This is a genomic window from Bacteroides sp. (genome assembly GCF_019417265.1).
In the GTDB taxonomy this organism is placed as follows: domain Bacteria; phylum Bacteroidota; class Bacteroidia; order Bacteroidales; family Bacteroidaceae; genus Phocaeicola.
On the sequence record NZ_DXVR01000034.1, the window covers coordinates 1 to 17286 of the forward strand.

Here is a 17286-nt window from a genome sequence, read left to right on the forward strand (position 1 = left end):
TGATAATCAATGGATTAGTAAAATTATACAGCTAAAAAATAGCTAAAATTTTTTTTTGCTATCAAACTTGGGTTAAATACCGTTTAAATGGTATTTAATATAACAAAGCACATATTGCCCCTTCACTGTGTTAAAGTGATTTGTACTATAATCTGAAATAATCTTACATTTATTATTTTTCATTTTGAAATTAAAAGAGTATTTTTGTTGATGAACTGATTTATAACAGCATATCATTTTGCCGACATCAGCAAAATGATTGTACTCGATTCAGGTGCCCAATGTAAAATGAATTAAATATTTACACGCTTAAATAAAAGAACATTATTGTTTTTATTAAAACTTGGATGTAATCAAGATTTAGATAAATGCATTGAATATTTGTCCAAAGATATTAACTCTTTGTGTAATCCATTTATAGCTCTGACACTCAATTATAAAGATATAAAGTATTTATCAAAAATCATTACTTTATTATGGATTGCATGGGGTTATACAAAACCATTTATAAGATGCACCAATTAGTATAGCTAAAGCATTGGGAATTATAGATAAATATAATGATTAATATTATAGAGATATGCCAGAAACCAACCGCATAGAATATAAAAGAGATTTGACTCCTGAACTTGATATTGAAAAGGAGATTGTAGCTTTCTTGAATTACAAAGAAGGTGGATATATCTATATCGGCATTGACAAAGACGGTTCTACCGTAGGTGTGAACGACATAGACGATTGTATGTTGAAACTGAAAGACCGTATAAAGCATAATATTTCTCCTTCGGCAATGGGACTGTTTGATATAGCTGAAGAACAGAAGGATGGGCTCAGCATTATAAAAATAACGATTGCGAGCGGAATAGAAAAGCCGTATTTCAAAACAAAATTCGGGATGACACCGCGAGGTGCATATATGCGTGTAGGGACATCGGCAGAGCCTATGCCTCAAGAACAGATTGACCGTCTGTTTGCCATGAGGACACGAAATTCTATCGGACGCATTGTATCCAACCGTCAGGATTTGAGTTTTGAACAGTTGCGTATATATTATGACGAACGAGGCAAAAGACTCAATGATAATTTTAAACGTACATTGGAGCTGCTCACCGAAGATGGGAAATACAATTATGTAGCCTATCTTTTAGCTGATGAGAACGGGAACTCCATAAAAGTTGCCAAGTATTCAAGCTTAGACAGATGTGACTTAATAGAAAACAATGAGTATGGATATTGTTCACTTATAAAAGCCACTAAAAGCGTTTTGTCAAAACTCGATATTGAGAATAAGGTTGCTGCTACTATTACTCCTATGGAACGTATTGAAACTCCATTATGGAACAAAGTTGCTCTGCGTGAGGCTGTTATAAACGCGATAGTGCATAACGACTATTCGTTTGAAGTACCGCCCAAATTTGAAATATTTCCAGACAGACTGGAGATAACATCGGCAGGGCTTTTGCCGGAATCTCTCTCCAAAGAGGAATTCTTCAATGGTATATCAATTCCGCGCAACAAGGAATTGATGCGCATATATCGTGATGTGGAATTAGTTGAATCTTTAGGCTCCGGAATACCTCGTATATTGAGAGCGTATGGGGAAGATTGTTTTAAGTTTACTGATAATTTTATCCGTATTACTTTTCCGATAAGTACAAGTGACCATGCAAGTGACCATGCAAGTGACCATGCAAGTGTACAAATAACAAAACTCATTTCTGTTTTAATGGGAGAAATGGGACGTTCGGAATTGCAGAATATGTTATTAATTAAGAATAGAGATTATTTTAGAACGGATTATTTAATTCCGGCAATTAATAACGGCTATATAGAACTAACAATACCAGATAAACCCAATAGTCAAAATCAAAAATATCGCCTTACGGAAAAAGGTATGGCATTGAAGAAGACTTTGAAAAATAGCAAATAACGATTTAGATAATAAAGATGAACGAAGAAAATAAAATAATCCTGTATCAGGACGATAACGAAACAACTCGTGTATCGGTACGATTTGCTGATGAAGATTTGTGGCTGACACAGAATCAGTTGGCGGAGATATATGATACATCGCAACAGAACATTAGCCAGCATATAGACAATATCTACAAAGATGGAGAACTTATAGCAGAAGCAACTAACAAGAAATTCTTGTTAGTTCGCCGGGAGGGTAATCGCCAAGTAAAAAGAAATATAGACCATTACAACCTTGATATGGTCATAGCTTTGGGATATCGTGTACAGTCACAAATAGCCACACGTTTCCGGCGTTGGGCTACACAGCGTTTGCATGAATATATTCAGAAAGGTTTTGCGATGGATGATGAACGGCTAAAACAAGGAGGAAACCGCAAAAGACCGGTTATTTCAATATTGATTAACTGCGGATTTCTGGAGTATGAGCAGAACAGTGTAGCTGTAAGCATGATAAGATATTTCTGCAGACGCTATAATTTTCCTATAGGCTCGACACTAATGTTAGGCAGTGGGGAGGCTATTCTTGGCACTCCGTTCAGATACGTTGCCGTAAGGGCTATAAAAAGATTGTCGGAATCTGTAAATAAAGGAAACTATAAAGACATAACTGCCACTATGCCACTTCCAAAATGGCTGTTCAAGATGGCAGCCCGCTCATATTGGATAAGCTACGGGAAGAAATTCGGAGTCAGCGAAAAGGAAATGCAACGGCTCGAAATAGAAAGATAATAGAACAAAACACTTTTCGAAAGGTGCTTTTTCAGCCAAAAGTCACTTTTCCAAAAGTGTTTTTTGTATTGTATTAAACTCACTTTTAAAACTTTGGCAAGGTTTTTGTACGTCAATTCATTGATTAATAATTATAAAACAGAAAATATATGGTATTTAATTGGATTATTTTTATCGGAATAGCTATAGTGAGTTTTATAGTGCAGTCCGGTTTGAAAAGCAAGTTTGACAAGTATTCGAAGGTTCCCCTCTACAACGGGATGACAGGACGTGAAGTGGCAGAAAAGATGCTGCGCGACAATGGTATCTACGATGTAAGGGTTATCAGCACTCCGGGTATGCTTACTGACCATTTTAACCCGACCAACAAGACTGTGAACCTGAGTGAAGGCGTTTACTCATCGTGCAGTGTGGCTGCGGCTGCGGTTGCTGCCCACGAATGCGGTCATGCAGTACAGCATGCACGTGCATACGCTCCTCTGCAGATGCGTTCGGCTCTGGTGCCGGTGGTACAGTTCTCTTCGTCTATCATGTCGTGGATACTGCTTGCAGGTATATTGCTCTTAAATTCGTTTCCTCAGCTGTTGCTGATAGGTATCTGTCTTTTCGCAATGACAACACTTTTCAGTTTCATCACTCTTCCTGTGGAGATTGATGCCAGCCGTCGCGCCTTGGTATGGCTGAACAGTGCGGGTATCACTAATGCTTCGAATCACGGTATGGCTAAAGATGCGCTTAAGTCGGCTGCTTATACATATGTGGTTGCCGCTCTTGGTTCGCTTGCCACTCTGGTATATTATATAATGATATTCATGGGACGCCGCGAAGAGTAATTTTCACGATTATTTCCTTCTTATAAAATAATTGTCTACTTTTGTAAGCAAAATAATTAAAACAGAAACAATATGGCTACAAAACCGGGAATACCGAAAGGAACAAGAGATTTTTCGCCTGTTGAAATGGCGAAACGAAACTATATATTCGACACTATACGCGAAGTTTTCCACCTCTACGGATACAGTCAGATAGAAACTCCTTCGATGGAGAACCTTTCTACTCTGATGGGTAAATACGGTGAGGAAGGCGACAAACTTCTTTTCAAGATTCAGAACTCAGGCGACTATTTCTCAGGCATTACTGACGAGGAACTGTTGAGCCGCAACGCTGCAAAATTAGCAAGCAAGTTCTGCGAAAAGGGACTTCGCTATGACCTTACTGTACCTTTCGCCCGATATGTGGTTATGCACCGCGACGAGATTACTTTCCCGTTCAAGCGTTTCCAGATTCAGCCGGTATGGCGTGCTGACCGCCCTCAGAAAGGACGTTACCGCGAGTTCTACCAGTGCGATGCCGACGTTGTGGGAAGTAATTCTCTCATCAACGAGGTGGAACTGGTGCAAATGATTGATTCTGTGTTCAACAAGTTCGGAATCCGTGTTTCAATCAAGATAAACAACCGCAAGATTCTTACCGGTATAGCTGAAATCATAGGTGAGGCCGACAAGATTGTGGATATCACAGTAGCTATCGACAAGCTGGACAAGATTGGTCTGGACAATGTGAATGCAGAACTTGCATCGAAGGGTATTCCTCAGGAAGCTATCGACAAGTTGCAGCCTATAATCCTGCTGAGCGGTTCGAATGAAGAGAAACTTGAAACTCTGAAAACAGTTCTGGCTGCAAGCGAGACAGGACTCAAGGGTGTGGAGGAAAGTGAATTTATCCTTAAGAATGTGGGTCAGCTTGGTGTTAAGTCGGAAGTGGAACTTGACCTTACTTTGGCTCGCGGACTGAACTATTATACAGGTGCCATCTTCGAAGTGAAGGCTCTCGATGTCCAAATAGGAAGTATCAGTGGCGGTGGACGTTATGACAATTTGACAGGTGTATTCGGAATGGATGGCATGTCAGGTGTAGGTATCTCTTTCGGTGCCGACCGTATCTACGACGTACTGAACCAGTTGGACCTTTATCCAAAGGAGGCTGTAAACGGAACCCAGCTTCTGTTTATCAATTTCGGCGAGAAGGAAACGGAATATTCTCTTCCTATACTGTTCAAGGCTCGCGAGGCAGGCATCCGCGCTGAAATATATCCTGACAGCACAAAGATGAAAAAGCAGATGAGCTATGCCAATGCGAAACAGATTCCTTTCGTGGCTATAGTAGGCGAAAATGAGATGAACGAAGGAAAGGTTACTCTGAAGAATATGACTACAGGCGAACAGTCGCTTCTTACTCCTGAAGAACTGGTTTCTTCAATAAAGCAGTAAACCGGTTTCTTATCAGAACAATATATGGCAGCACTGCGGATATACTTCCACGGTGCTGTTTTTTTTGATGCACGATTCTACTATTTTATAGTCAAAACCGCATACTATTTTGTTTTGTAAAGCTTTATTAGTATTTTTGTCCACCTTAGAAACAAACAGGTATGAAGTCAAGGCAATTTATAATATTAATCATCACAATAATATTCTGTTTTGGGAATAAGGTATCGGCGTTCCCGCTTCTTGATGGAGAAGAAACAGACAAGTATTTGCCGTCAGACTCTATTTTTGCCGGATATCTTCACGAAAGGGGCATCCCCATCTATAATAACAATGAAATAGAACTTCTGCCTAACGGAAGAATAAAATTCGAAAATCTGTTTGAGGCGATAAGAAATGCCAAAGAGCATATCCATCTGGAATATTTTAACTTCAGAAGCGACTCCATAGCCAAAGAAATATTTACACTGCTTGCCGAAAAGGCTCAGGAAGGTGTGAAAGTAAGGGCTATGTTTGACGACTTCGGAAACCTGTCGAACAACCGCCCTTTGCGAAAGGAGCATCTGAAGATGCTGAACGACAGAGGAATAGAGATAATCCGCTTCGACCCTATGAAGTTTCCTTACATCAATCACGCTTTCAGCAGGGACCATCAGAAAATAGTTATAATAGACGGTAAGAAGGGATTTACAGGAGGTATGAACATAGCCGACTATTACATAAACGGACTGCCTGGAATAGGACCGTGGAGGGATATGCACCTGTGTGTGGAGGGTCCTGCCGTAACCGGACTTCAGAAGGCTTTCCTCTATGTATGGAACAACGAAACCAAACAGAATATTGGTGGAAAAGAATACTTCCCATACGGCGAGGATTGTACTTACGAGCCTGAACAACTCGGCAAACAAGTGGCTATAGTACAGAGAGTACCGCACAAATCACCGGATGCAATAAGAAGGGCATATATAGAGGCTATGGATGCAGCCGAGCATCATATCAGAATCGTAACACCTTATTTCACACCTGTGAAGAGTCTGCGCAAAGCCATTTACAGGGCATTGAAGCGTGGAGTAAGGGTGGAGATTATGATTTCGGAAAAGTGCGACATATCGTTCTCGCCAGACGGCGGATTCTATTATGCAAATCAGTTCAGAAAGGCAGGAGCACATATTTATGTCTACAAAGGCGGATTCCATCATACGAAGGTTATGACGGTGGACGACAGGTTCTGCACCGTGGGAAGTGCAAATCTTAACAGCCGAAGCATGAAGTATGATTATGAGATAAATGCCTTTATCTTCGACCTGCAAGCCACATGGGAACTGGACGAAATCTATAAAAAAGACAAGACCGACAGCGAAAGAATGACAAAAGAATACTACAGAAAAAGGGGAGCCTGGAGAAATTTTGTCGGATGGTTCGCTCATCTTCTTACACCCGTTATCTGACATAATATACACACAAGCACTGTCTTAAAGTGCAAAATTAGAACATTGAGTAATGTTATGTCCGTTTTTTTTTCTAAATTTGTCTCCATTGTAAACAATACATACAAATATAAGAATAAAATGAGCGTAATAGATTTGATAAATGCCGAGAAAAAGACAGCTTTCTCATTCGAAATACTTCCTCCACTGAAAGGTGCGGGACTTGACAAGCTTATGTCTGACATAGAGACACTGCTGCCATACAACCCCAAATATATAAACATAACCACTCACCGCAGCGAGTATGTATATATGCCGGAACCTAATGGCATGTACTGCCGCAAGCTGACAAGAAGACGCCCGGGTACAGTGGCTGTGGCTGCTGCCATAAAAGCAAAATACGGAGTGGCAGTGGTTCCGCATATGTTGTGCAGCGGATATACTCCTGAGGAAACTGAATATACACTCATCGACTTGCAGTTTCTTGGCATAACAGACTTGCTGGTACTGAGAGGCGACAAGGCTCCTCATCAGAAAAGCTTCACTCCTGAGAACGGAGGACATGCCCATGCCATCGACCTGCAATATCAAATCAACAAATATAACCAAGGATTCTTCTACGACGGTAAGGAAATGGACAAACTGCCTCCCCAATTCTGCTACGGAGTGGCATGTTATCCTGAAAAACATGAAGAATCGCCTAATGCAGAAAGAGATTTATACTGGCTGCAGCAGAAGGTTGAAGCCGGTGCGCAATATGCCGTTACTCAAATGTTTTTCGACAATGGGAAATATTTCGAATTCGTAGATAAGGCACGCAAGGCCGGAATTAATGTTCCAATCATACCGGGCATCAAGCCTTTGAAGAAAATGACACAGTTAAGTGTACTTCCGAGAACATTCAAGATTGACTTGCCCGAAGCACTCGCATCGGAAGTAAGAAAATGCAAATCGGATGAAGAAGTGGCTGCACTCGGATGCGAATGGACAATAAACCAATGTAAGGAACTTATGGCTCACGGAGTACCAAGTATTCATTTCTATTCCGTCGGAGCTGTGGATTCCATTGCTAAAATAGCTAAAGCTATATATTAATATACAGGTATAAAAAATGAACAACATACATACAGGGAAAAAAGGTGGATTTGCTTCCGTGATAGGACAACAGGAAGCCGCAAGCATGATTACACAGACCATACAGGCGGGCAGACTGCCACATGCCATTATGGTTTGTGGACCGTCAGGCTGCGGAAAGCTTCCTTTTGCCATGGCTCTTGCCCGATATGTATGTTGTACCAATCCTTCGGAAACTGACTCATGCGGTGAATGTATGTCATGCCGTATGGCCGAGAAACTGGAGCATCCGGACATTCATTTCGTATTTCCGGTAATAAGGAAAAAGGAAGGCTCGTCTGTAGTATCAGACGACTGGCTGCCGGAATGGCGGCAAAGGCTCAAACGCTCGCCATACTTTTCACTGGCCGACTGGTGCAGTGATATGGGCGATCCAAACAAACAGCCGCTGATATATACTTCGGAAAGCAACGAGATTCAACGTAAACTGTCGCTCAAATCTGCAATGGGTGGATATAAGGTAGCTATAATCTGGCTACCGGAAAAGATGAATGCAGAATGTGCAAACAAGCTGCTAAAGTTAGTGGAAGAGCCGCCTGAGAAAACACTGTTTATAATGGTAAGCGAGGAACCGGAATATGTACTCCCCACTTTAGCAGGAAGAACGCAGAGAATCAATCTGGTACCTATAGAGCAGAACATTCTGGCTCAGTATCTTATAGACAGATTCGGACTGACAGAAACGGATGCACAGGATATCGCAAGACTCTCTGAAGGCAGTGTGTTGCAGGCCATGCAGAACATAAGCCTCAGCGATGAGGAGAAAGCCTGTTTCGACAGTTTCACAACACTGATGCGACAGGCATGGCGAAGGGATATACGTTCGCTGAAAGACTGGAGCGAACAGATGGCGGCAAGAGGAAGGGAAAGACACAAGATTTTCCTCAGATATGCAGCCAGAATGAACCGCGAAAATTTCATGGCCAACTTCAGAATGCCTGACCTCAATTACATGAACCGTGAAGAAGCTGCTTTTGCAGTGAGATTCGCACCGTTCATCAACGAAAGGAACGTAAACGGTATTGAGGAACTGATAGAAGAAGCCATAACGCATATAGAACAGAACGTAAACCCTAAAATGGTTTTCTTCGATTTGGCTGTGAGAATGATAGTCTTAATAAAAAACAGATAATAAATGCCGGACCAACTGTTTATGACCGGCTATTAAACATATATAATATGGACAACGAATTTAAACTGAAAAATGGTAGCGGATGTCTTGCATGCAGCGGTTGCGGAAGGCAGGACAACAAGCTGAATACATACGACTGGATGGCAGACATTCCGGGCAATGCGGACGAGCAGGACATGGTGGAAGTGCAGTTCAAGAATACCAGAAAGGGATATTACAAGAACAGCAACCGTCTGCCGCTTATGAAAGGCGATATAGTGGCTGTCGAAGCCAGTCCGGGGCATGACATCGGTACTGTGACTCTGACAGGAAGATTAGTGCCTCTACAGATGAAAAAGGCTAACATACGCCCTGATGCAGAAATCAAGAGGGTTTACCGCAAGGCCAAACCTGTTGATATGGAAAAATATGAGGAGGCTAAATCGCGCGAGCATCAGACTATGATACGCTCAAGAAAGATAGCCGAAGACCTTGGCCTGAAAATGAAGATTGGCGATGTGGAATATCAGGGCGACGGGAACAAAGCTATATTCTACTATATAGCTGATGAACGTGTAGACTTCAGACAGCTTATCAAAGTTTTGGCTGACGCTTTCAAGGTACGCATCGAAATGAAACAGATTGGTGCACGTCAGGAAGCCGGACGAATCGGTGGTATAGGTCCATGCGGAAGAGAACTGTGCTGCGCCACATGGATGACAAGTTTCATCTCTGTATCTACCAGTGCTGCAAGATATCAGGACATTTCATTGAATCCTCAGAAGCTGGCAGGCCAGTGTGCAAAACTGAAATGCTGTCTTAACTATGAGGTTGATGCATACGTGGAATGCCAGAAACGTCTGCCAAGCAAGGAAATCGAACTTGAAACCAAGGATGCTACTTATTATTACTTCAAGGCTGATATCCTGGCCGGAAAAATAACTTATAGCACAGACAAGAGTTTCCTTGCAAACGAATGTACCATAAGTGCACGACGCGCTTTCGAGGTCATAGGAATGAACAGAAACGGCGAAAAACCTGAAAAGTTAGACGGCGAAGAAAGCATAAGGGATGAAAGTAAGTCTAAAGATTTGCTGGAGCAGGAAAGCCTGACAAGATTCGACAAGAACAAAAATTCGAAAAACAAAAAGAAGAAAAACAAGAACAACCAGCAGAATCAGGGAGAAACGGAACAGCCTGTAACGGAAAAACAGAACAATCAGAATAATCTGAACAGGCAGCAGAAAGGACAGCAACAAAAGCCGCAGCAGCAAAAAACGCAACAGGAACAGCCTAACGCTGAACAGGAAAGACAGAACGATAATAGGCCTAAGAACCAGCGCAACAAATATAAAGGTAACCAGAACAAGCGACAGCAGAACGGTAATCAGGGACAACAGGGACCAAGGCCAAACAATCAGCAAAAGCCGGTAGAAGGAAAAGTAAATGAAAACAACCTTCCGCAATAACGTAAAAGTCTATTAAACGATTATAAAGCAACAGACACACAGGCAGGAATAAACAACACAGTCATGCCTGTGTGTTTCATTTAGTGACAAAGGCTATAAAACTGCTATATGAAACCAAAAAACAAAGCTAAATGGATATTGATGATTATTATTGCGTACATGACAGTAATCTCATGTACTACAAAAACCGTATATCATCATTACCGCTCAATAAATGACGACAAATGGAACAGAACCGATACTGTATTTTTTACTTTGCCGGACAGTATTGAGAATGGTACATATCTTACTCATATAGGAATAAGGCATACAGTGAGCTATCCTTACAGGGATTTATGGCTGTCTGTATCGCTTCCGGGGAAAACAGGACCTGACACCGTACACATATACCTGGCTAACGACCGTGGCAACTGGAACAGCAACGGTACAGCAAGCGGATACTACCAATATGAGACAGACGGACCGTCATTCATATACAGTGAAGGATGTGATTCAGTTATAAAGGTATCTCACATAATGAAAGGATTCACACTGCCGGCAATAACCGATATCGGACTGAAAATCACAAGAGAATAACTTCAGGCATTTGCATTACCATATCTTGCTGCATCTATCCTTATAAACACAAAAAGCAGAATGGTGAAGCCCCAAAGCGACGAACCTCCATAACTGAAGAACGGCAACGGAATACCAATTACCGGAGTAAGTCCCAACACCATTCCTACATTTATAAACAGATGGAAAAAGAAAATACTCATCACACAATAGCCATATATGCGTGCAAAACGTGTAGGCTGCCTTTCGGCAAGAATGATAAGTCGCAATATCAATGATAGATATAATATAAGTACTATTGACGAGCCTAAGAAGCCTTGCTCCTCGCCCACCGTACAGAAAATGAAGTCGGTATCCTGTTCCGGTACATATTTAAGTTTTGTCTGAGTACCGTTCAGAAATCCTTTACCAGTCAATCCACCTGAGCCTATGGCTATTTTACTCTGATTTACATTATATCCGGCGCCGGATGGGTCATCCTTCATACCAAGAAGGACCTCAATTCTAACTTTCTGGTGAGGTTCGAGCACATTAGAGAACACATAGTCTGTAGAAAAAAGAAAAGCTGCAGAACCTATCACAAATACGGATATATACAGAAAACTGTAAAGTCTTTCGCGAAGGAAAAAGACTATCATCGTAAAGAACAGCACCACAATCATAACGAGCAGCATATATACCATATTAAAAGGTATTACATAAAACGAAAACAGCATACCTAATATAATGCCTGATACTCCTACCCCAAGAACCATCATTGCAAGTTTTCGTGCCGTTTTACAATACACCCATATAAGTCCGGAAGTAAGAATTATTATCAGCGACAGAACGGCAAATTCTCCCCACGGAGTAATGCCGTCAGCCATCGGTTCTATGGAAAATCTTATCCCGACAATAAAATATACCACTGCACACACTCCTGTGAAAAGTATTGCTCCGGGCATTCCCTCACGATATAACATCAGAAAGAATGACATATATACTAAAGCCGAACCGGTTTCTTTCTGCATTATAATAAGAAACATCGGCACAAGAATAATGGCTAACGTAGCTATCAGATGTTTTCTGTTTGCCATCGAATAGGTAAATTCTCCCATAAACTTGGCCAGCGCAAGCGCCGTTCCGAATTTTGCAAACTCAGCCGGCTGTATGCTGACAGGGCCTAATACAATCCATGATTTGGAGCCTTTTATCTCATGCGGATTGAAAATCGTAGCAAACAGCAACAACAGCAGGATTCCGAATACAAGAAATGCATAGGTATCGAAAAAACGATGGTCCAATGATAATATAACAGAAGCAAGACCGAGGGAACAGGCTATCCATATCAGCTGTTTTCCGGAACGGAGTCCGAAATCGAAAAAATTCGGTTCGCCATAGTCATAGCTGGCTCCGCATATGCTGAACCATCCACAAATAACCAACAGCAGGTACAGAAGTACTGTCCACCAGTCGACATTCTTAAATATACTATCTTTCTTGTAAGCCATAATTTATTCTCCGTTTCTGTATTTCGTCAGCCTGTAACTGGCTCTGTGGCGAAAGTTCACCTTTCAAATATTTTTCCATCATCAGTTTGCCGATAGGCACTCCGTAAACAGCACCAAATCCGCCATTTTCCACATATACCGCAATCGCTATCTTCGGGTCGTTCATTGGAGCAAATCCCATAAAGGCTGAATGGTCTTTACCCTTATTCTGAGCGGTTCCGGTCTTACCACACACTTCAATGTCAGGCAGATTAGCACCACGACACGTTCCTCCTAAAACCGCAGCACGCATTCCTTGAACAACTTCCTCGTAATGTGAGCGGTCTACTTTCGTGAAATGCTTCTCCGAGTATTTCTTATCCAAGATGTCACCCTCCACTTCTTTTACCACATGAGGAGTGATGTAATAACCTCTGTTGGCTATGGTTGCTCCAAGATTTGCTATCTGTAACGGAGTCAAAGTAACCTCACCCTGCCCTATTGAAATACTTATGATGGTAAGTCCGTTCCACGAACCACGGTAAGCCTTGTCGTAAAATGCTGCATTAGGTATCATACCTCGTTTTTCTCCCGGAAGGTCAATACCGAGTGTATAGCCGAATCCCATAGACACCATATAGTCGCGCCATGTATTCATGGCATTCTGAACGGAGCCGTACTTGCTGCGAGCTCCAATCATATAATATAATCCCCAGCAGAAATAAGCATTACAAGAAGTAGCCAAGGCCGGTATGACAGGCAACGGTGAGCCATGAGCATGGCAACCTACATGCAACCCTCTGAAATTAAAACCGTGTGAACACGGATACTGTGTTTCTGTGTTGATAATACCTTCCTGGAGGAATGTCAAGGCCTGTGAAGTCTTGAAAGTTGAACCCGGAGGATATGTACCCATAATGGCACGGTTCAACAATGGTTTCCATGGGTCTTCCGAAAGTTTCAGATGATTCTCTCCCCTGTGTCTGCCGACCATCAGATGCGGATTATAAGAAGGAGATGAAACAAGACACAGCACTTCCCCAGTTGAAGGTTCAATGGCAACAAGACTTCCAATCTTTCCCTCCAAGAGTCTTTCTCCCAAAGCCTGCAACTCGATATCAAGACTTAGCTTAAGATTCTTTCCGGCAACAGGAGTCTTATCGAAGACCCCGTTCATATAGTTTCCCTGTATTCTGCCATGAGCATCACGAAGCAGAATCTCTACTCCCTTCTCTCCTCTCAACTGGGTTTCATACGAACGCTCTACGCCCAACTTGCCAATAAAATCGCCACGATTATAATAAGGGTCATCTTCTATCTCTCCTTTTGACACTTCGGCTATATCGCCAAGAATATGAGCTCCGCAATCATAGCCATACTGCCTTACGGTTCTGGCCTGAATATAGAATCCCGGAAAATTAAAAAGCTTTTCACGAAATACGGCACAATCTTCCGAGGAAAGCTGGGTCAGCAGAACCTGATGTGTATATCTTGAATATCCCGGATTCAAACGACGGTTTTTTATATCCTTAAAGCGTTTTACAAGAAAATCTTTTGTGACACCAAGAGATGTGGCCAATTCAAGAGTATCGAATTTCTCGACTTCTTTCATAACCACAGTAATATCGTATGCCGGCTGATTAAACACAAGCAATCGTCCCTGCCTGTCATAAATCAGTCCTCGGGGAGGATATTTTATTCTCTGCAGCAGAGCGTTGCTGTCAGCATTACGCTTATAATCGTCACTCATTATCTGAAGAGTGAACAGACGTATGATAAAAACCAGAACAATAAGGATTACTACTCCTCCGATAGTATATTTTCTTTTTTCGAGCTGATAATCCCGTTTCACTATTTCTTCCTCCCTACTAATTCTATTATCATTATAAGAGCCACAGTAACAGCAGTATCTGCAAATGTGGCAATAGCAACATCAGATGCTTTGGCTATCGAAAACGCATCAATGACATTCAGCACTGCAGAATGCAACAATACCGAAGGCAATACATATCTGAAATAAGGTGCAACACGCATGGATTTTATTCCTGGAACAAACGATTCTGCAGCATCACGCGATGTCTGCCATCTCAGCAACAACGGTCTTGCCATGGCAAGCCATAACGATGCAGTGGCATTAAGTCCGGGAGTATTTCCAAAAATATCGACGCATAAACCTATAAGGAATGAATAAAAAAGTAAGGACTTACGTCCTGTATCTGAAGGAAGCTTCAGAATAAACACTACATAAAGCAAAGGTACAGCATAACGCGATATCTGTACCTGACTTATTATCACACCCTGTATCAATACAAGGATGACAAACCATTTTATCTTATCTACCCATGTAGCTGTCATATTCAGTATTTTATATCCTTTTCCAGTTCTGTCAATTCCTCACGTGGAGGCAAAGCCATTACATACACATCATTCAGCCTTCCGAAATCAGTAAACAGACGAATACCCAAAGTAAACGACATTTCATCATCGCTTTCATCTTTAGTTGCAACTGTACCTACCGGTATTCCCTCTATAAACACCGTACTGTGTCCGCTCGTTACCACAGTATCTCCAATCTCATATTCTGCATGTCGCGGTACATCGGTCATAAAGGCTGTCAGAGGGTCTCCTCCCTCCCATTTCAAGAAACCGAAATAGTCTGTACGCGCTATCTTACAACTGATACTACTACCTGAATTTATCACGGGAAGCACAAGCGAATAGTTTTTTGAAGTACGACATACAATGCCTACCACTCCAGTACCGCTAATAACTCCCATTCCGGTGCGTACCCCATTCGCTTCACCTTTGTCAATAGCTAAATAATTGTCAAGTCGCCTTACACTGATGTTTACCACCCTTGCCGGACATACCACAAACGAACGGTCCATCAAGGTCGGAGGCTCCTTCATCACAACCACAGAAGAATCTGTACGAATAGTTTTCTGCAAACCCTGAATAACTATAAGGCTGTCATTGTTTTCTTCTTTTTGGCCTGCCAATGCCTTGTAATATTCCAGTTGCTGCATCAGATAAACATTACGTTCCGTAAGGTCACGATTAATCTTTTCAAGTCCAAAGTAGCGTGTCACCTCCGAAGCTACCTTAGTAACAGAAGCCGTTACTTCGGATGCAGAGGTAAACCACACACTTCCCTGAAAGCTATTGAACCTGAATAGTAAAATTGCCGCCAGCAACTGGAGCAATATAAACAAAGCCCAATGAGAATATTTAACTATAAAATCAAATATATTACGCACGCTTTTCTATACAATAAGCTTTATCAGCTAAAAATAATACGGATTTATCGCATCAAGAAAGAGAAACGGTCAACATTCTTCAAAGCAATGCCTGTACCCTTTGCTACACTAAGCAACGGATCTTCTGCCACATGGAACTGAATGTTGATTTTGTCTGTCAGACGTTTTGACAATCCTCTTAACAATGCACCACCACCTGCCAGATAAATACCGTTATTCACGATATCGGCATACAATTCAGGCGGAGTATTTTCCAAAGCACTGAGGATGGCTGTTTCAATCTTCGCAATACTCTTTTCCAGACAGTGGGCGATTTCCTGATAGCACACAGGAACTTCCATCGGGAGAGCGGTAATACGGTTAGGTCCGCGTACGATATAGTCTTCAGGAGCCTCATCGCCAAGGTCTGTCAATGCTGCACCAACATGTATCTTAATACGTTCAGCCATACGCTCGCTGACTTTCACATTATGCTGACGGCTCATATATTCCTGGATATCCGCTGTAAGATCGTCACCTGCAATACGGATTGAGTTGTTTGATACAATACCTCCCAATGAAATAACCGCAATTTCGGTAGAACCACCACCTATATCGACAATCATGTTTCCTTCCGGAGCCTCAACGTCAAGACCGATACCTATAGCTGCCGCCATTGGTTCGAAAAGCAAATACACGTCACGTCCTCCGGCATGTTCCGCACTGTCGCGTACGGCACGAAGTTCAACTTCAGTAGAACCTGAAGGCACACCGATAACCATTCTAAGCGAAGGTGTAAAAAGTCTTTTACCCGGATTTACTTTCTTGATAAGGCCGCGCATCATCTGCTCGCAGGCATTAAAGTCTGCTATCACCCCATCGCGAAGCGGACGTACGGTACGGATATTAGGATTCTCCTTCTCATACATCAGTTTTGCACGTTCACCAACTGCAATCATCTTTTCTGTACGCCTGTCAAGGGCCACTACAGAAGGCTCATCAACAACTATTTTATTATTACTTATTATGATGGTATTGGCTGTGCCAAGGTCCATCGCTATTTCTTGTGTAAAAGAGAATAATCCCATCTTTTAGGTCTTATTTTTTAATATAAGTGTCAGGATCAGACTGCCTGAAAGACATTCTAATCCTGTCACCGTTTATAGAATAAAAAATTATTTTGTATTTTCTGCAAAGTAAGCGTGAATAGCAGTATCATAATGAGAAGAAACGCCGAAAGCTTCGCGAGCCAATGCCTTTCTTTCATCACGTGTTGTAACAGCACCTCTTTCGTTCAAGATATTCTGAAGGATAGGATACTGCTCTTTGCTTGCTACTATCACTACATCATTGAAATTCTTTGCAGTTGCACGGATAAGTGAAATACCGCCTATATCGATTTTTTCGATGATATCCTGTTCGCTTGCTCCAGACGCAACTGTAGCCTCAAACGGATAAAGGTCTACAATAACCAAATCAATTTCCGGAATTTCGTACTGTTCAACCTGCTGACGGTCGCTTTCAAGCTCTCTACGGCAAAGGATACCTCCGAAGATTTTCGGATGAAGAGTCTTTACTCGTCCACCAAGAATAGATGGATATGTAGTAAGGTCTTCTACAGCCAAACATGGATAACCCAATGATTCGATAAACTGACGAGTTCCACCTGTACTAAGGAACTGTACTCCTTCCTCATGCAGTTTGGCGATAATCGCATCCAAACCGTCCTTGTGATAAACCGAAATAAGCGCGGTCTTAATTTTCTTTGACTCTGACATTGCTATTGTATTTTAAAATTCGGCTACAAATTTACTAAAATAGACTAATAATCATAGTATGAAAATACGAAATATTATTTTTTTAGAAGATAAAACATAATTATATCAATTGTATTTCTGCGTCAGTATTGTAT

13 protein-coding genes and 2 pseudogenes are annotated in these 17286 nt (G+C 41.8%); 9 read left to right on the forward strand and 6 right to left on the reverse strand.

The genetic code is table 11. From position 1 onward, the window contains the following. Positions 1-580 precede the first annotated feature (580 nt). From QZ379_RS06030 to QZ379_RS06070, 9 genes and pseudogenes are all read left to right on the forward strand, one after another. Positions 581-1930: a Fic family protein gene (locus QZ379_RS06030; protein ID WP_291561086.1), complete on the forward strand. Its 1350-nt coding sequence runs from the start codon at positions 581-583 to the stop codon at positions 1928-1930. A gap of 17 nt (positions 1931-1947) precedes the next feature. Then, a pseudogene (gene rhuM / locus QZ379_RS06035) lies at positions 1948-2352 on the forward strand (RhuM family protein); the annotation flags it as partial. A 503-nt stretch (positions 2353-2855) separates the two neighbouring features. Further along, positions 2856-3539, forward strand: a complete 684-nt coding sequence (locus tag QZ379_RS06040) for a zinc metallopeptidase (RefSeq protein WP_291561090.1) — start codon at positions 2856-2858, stop codon at positions 3537-3539. 72 nt (positions 3540-3611) lie between these two features. Beyond that, a complete protein-coding gene (gene hisS / locus QZ379_RS06045; protein WP_291561096.1) occupies positions 3612-4976 on the forward strand; it encodes a histidine--tRNA ligase in 1365 nt (454 codons plus the stop codon). Positions 4977-5137: 161 nt separating this feature from the next. After that, entirely contained in the window at positions 5138-6421 is a 1284-nt protein-coding gene (locus QZ379_RS06050) for a phosphatidylserine/phosphatidylglycerophosphate/cardiolipin synthase family protein (RefSeq protein ID WP_291561102.1), read from the forward strand. Positions 6422-6541: 120 nt separating this feature from the next. Continuing rightward, positions 6542-7495: a methylenetetrahydrofolate reductase [NAD(P)H] gene (gene metF / locus QZ379_RS06055; protein ID WP_291561108.1), complete on the forward strand. Its 954-nt coding sequence runs from the start codon at positions 6542-6544 to the stop codon at positions 7493-7495. A 16-nt stretch (positions 7496-7511) separates the two neighbouring features. Next, entirely contained in the window at positions 7512-8666 is a 1155-nt protein-coding gene (locus QZ379_RS06060; protein WP_291561114.1) for a DNA polymerase III subunit delta', read from the forward strand. A gap of 47 nt (positions 8667-8713) precedes the next feature. Continuing rightward, positions 8714-10114, forward strand: coding sequence for a regulatory iron-sulfur-containing complex subunit RicT (gene ricT, locus QZ379_RS06065; RefSeq protein ID WP_291561126.1), 1401 nt, complete (start codon positions 8714-8716; stop codon positions 10112-10114). 108 nt (positions 10115-10222) lie between these two features. Then, positions 10223-10690, forward strand: coding sequence for a gliding motility lipoprotein GldH (locus tag QZ379_RS06070; RefSeq protein ID WP_291561133.1), 468 nt, complete (start codon positions 10223-10225; stop codon positions 10688-10690). A 2-nt stretch (positions 10691-10692) separates the two neighbouring features. On the opposite strand, the gene rodA is transcribed toward QZ379_RS06070, so the two are convergent. The 6 genes and pseudogenes from rodA to QZ379_RS06100 all read right to left on the reverse strand — a co-directional run. Next, the gene (gene rodA, locus QZ379_RS06075) at positions 10693-12159 is read right to left on the reverse strand and encodes a rod shape-determining protein RodA (protein ID WP_291561145.1); all 1467 of its coding nucleotides are present in this window, start codon (positions 12157-12159) and stop codon (positions 10693-10695) included. Continuing rightward, a complete protein-coding gene (mrdA, locus tag QZ379_RS06080; protein ID WP_291561160.1) occupies positions 12140-13990 on the reverse strand; it encodes a penicillin-binding protein 2 in 1851 nt (616 codons plus the stop codon). The genes rodA and mrdA overlap by 20 nt, the downstream gene beginning before the upstream one ends. Continuing rightward, positions 13990-14493 carry a rod shape-determining protein MreD gene (locus tag QZ379_RS06085; RefSeq protein ID WP_291561165.1) on the reverse strand — a complete coding sequence of 168 codons (504 nt, stop codon included), beginning with the start codon at positions 14491-14493 and terminating at the stop codon, positions 13990-13992. The genes mrdA and QZ379_RS06085 overlap by 1 nt, the downstream gene beginning before the upstream one ends. 2 nt (positions 14494-14495) lie before the next feature. Further along, positions 14496-15395, reverse strand: a complete 900-nt coding sequence (gene mreC, locus QZ379_RS06090) for a rod shape-determining protein MreC (protein WP_291561170.1) — start codon at positions 15393-15395, stop codon at positions 14496-14498. A gap of 44 nt (positions 15396-15439) precedes the next feature. Next, positions 15440-16462 (reverse strand): rod shape-determining protein, encoded by a 1023-nt coding sequence (locus QZ379_RS06095; protein ID WP_154044964.1) that lies wholly within the window; start codon positions 16460-16462, stop codon positions 15440-15442. A 105-nt stretch (positions 16463-16567) separates the two neighbouring features. Then, positions 16568-17152: pseudogene (locus tag QZ379_RS06100) on the reverse strand (IMP cyclohydrolase); the annotation flags it as partial. Between the last annotated feature and the right edge of the window lie 134 nt (positions 17153-17286).

Excerpts from the sequence above, each read along its gene's own strand:
- QZ379_RS06030 (WP_291561086.1), top strand. The coding sequence starts at position 581 with ATGCCAGAAACCAACCGCATAGAATATAAAAGAGATTTGACTCCTGAA.
- QZ379_RS06040 (WP_291561090.1), top strand. The coding sequence starts at position 2,856 with ATGGTATTTAATTGGATTATTTTTATCGGAATAGCTATAGTGAGTTTT.
- hisS (WP_291561096.1), top strand. The coding sequence starts at position 3,612 with ATGGCTACAAAACCGGGAATACCGAAAGGAACAAGAGATTTTTCGCCT.
- QZ379_RS06050 (WP_291561102.1), top strand. The coding sequence starts at position 5,138 with ATGAAGTCAAGGCAATTTATAATATTAATCATCACAATAATATTCTGT.
- metF (WP_291561108.1), top strand. The coding sequence starts at position 6,542 with ATGAGCGTAATAGATTTGATAAATGCCGAGAAAAAGACAGCTTTCTCA.
- QZ379_RS06060 (WP_291561114.1), top strand. The coding sequence starts at position 7,512 with ATGAACAACATACATACAGGGAAAAAAGGTGGATTTGCTTCCGTGATA.
- ricT (WP_291561126.1), top strand. The coding sequence starts at position 8,714 with ATGGACAACGAATTTAAACTGAAAAATGGTAGCGGATGTCTTGCATGC.
- QZ379_RS06070 (WP_291561133.1), top strand. The coding sequence starts at position 10,223 with ATGAAACCAAAAAACAAAGCTAAATGGATATTGATGATTATTATTGCG.
- rodA (WP_291561145.1), bottom strand. The coding sequence starts at position 12,159 with ATGGCTTACAAGAAAGATAGTATATTTAAGAATGTCGACTGGTGGACA.
- QZ379_RS06085 (WP_291561165.1), bottom strand. The coding sequence starts at position 14,493 with ATGACAGCTACATGGGTAGATAAGATAAAATGGTTTGTCATCCTTGTA.
- QZ379_RS06095 (WP_154044964.1), bottom strand. The coding sequence starts at position 16,462 with ATGGGATTATTCTCTTTTACACAAGAAATAGCGATGGACCTTGGCACA.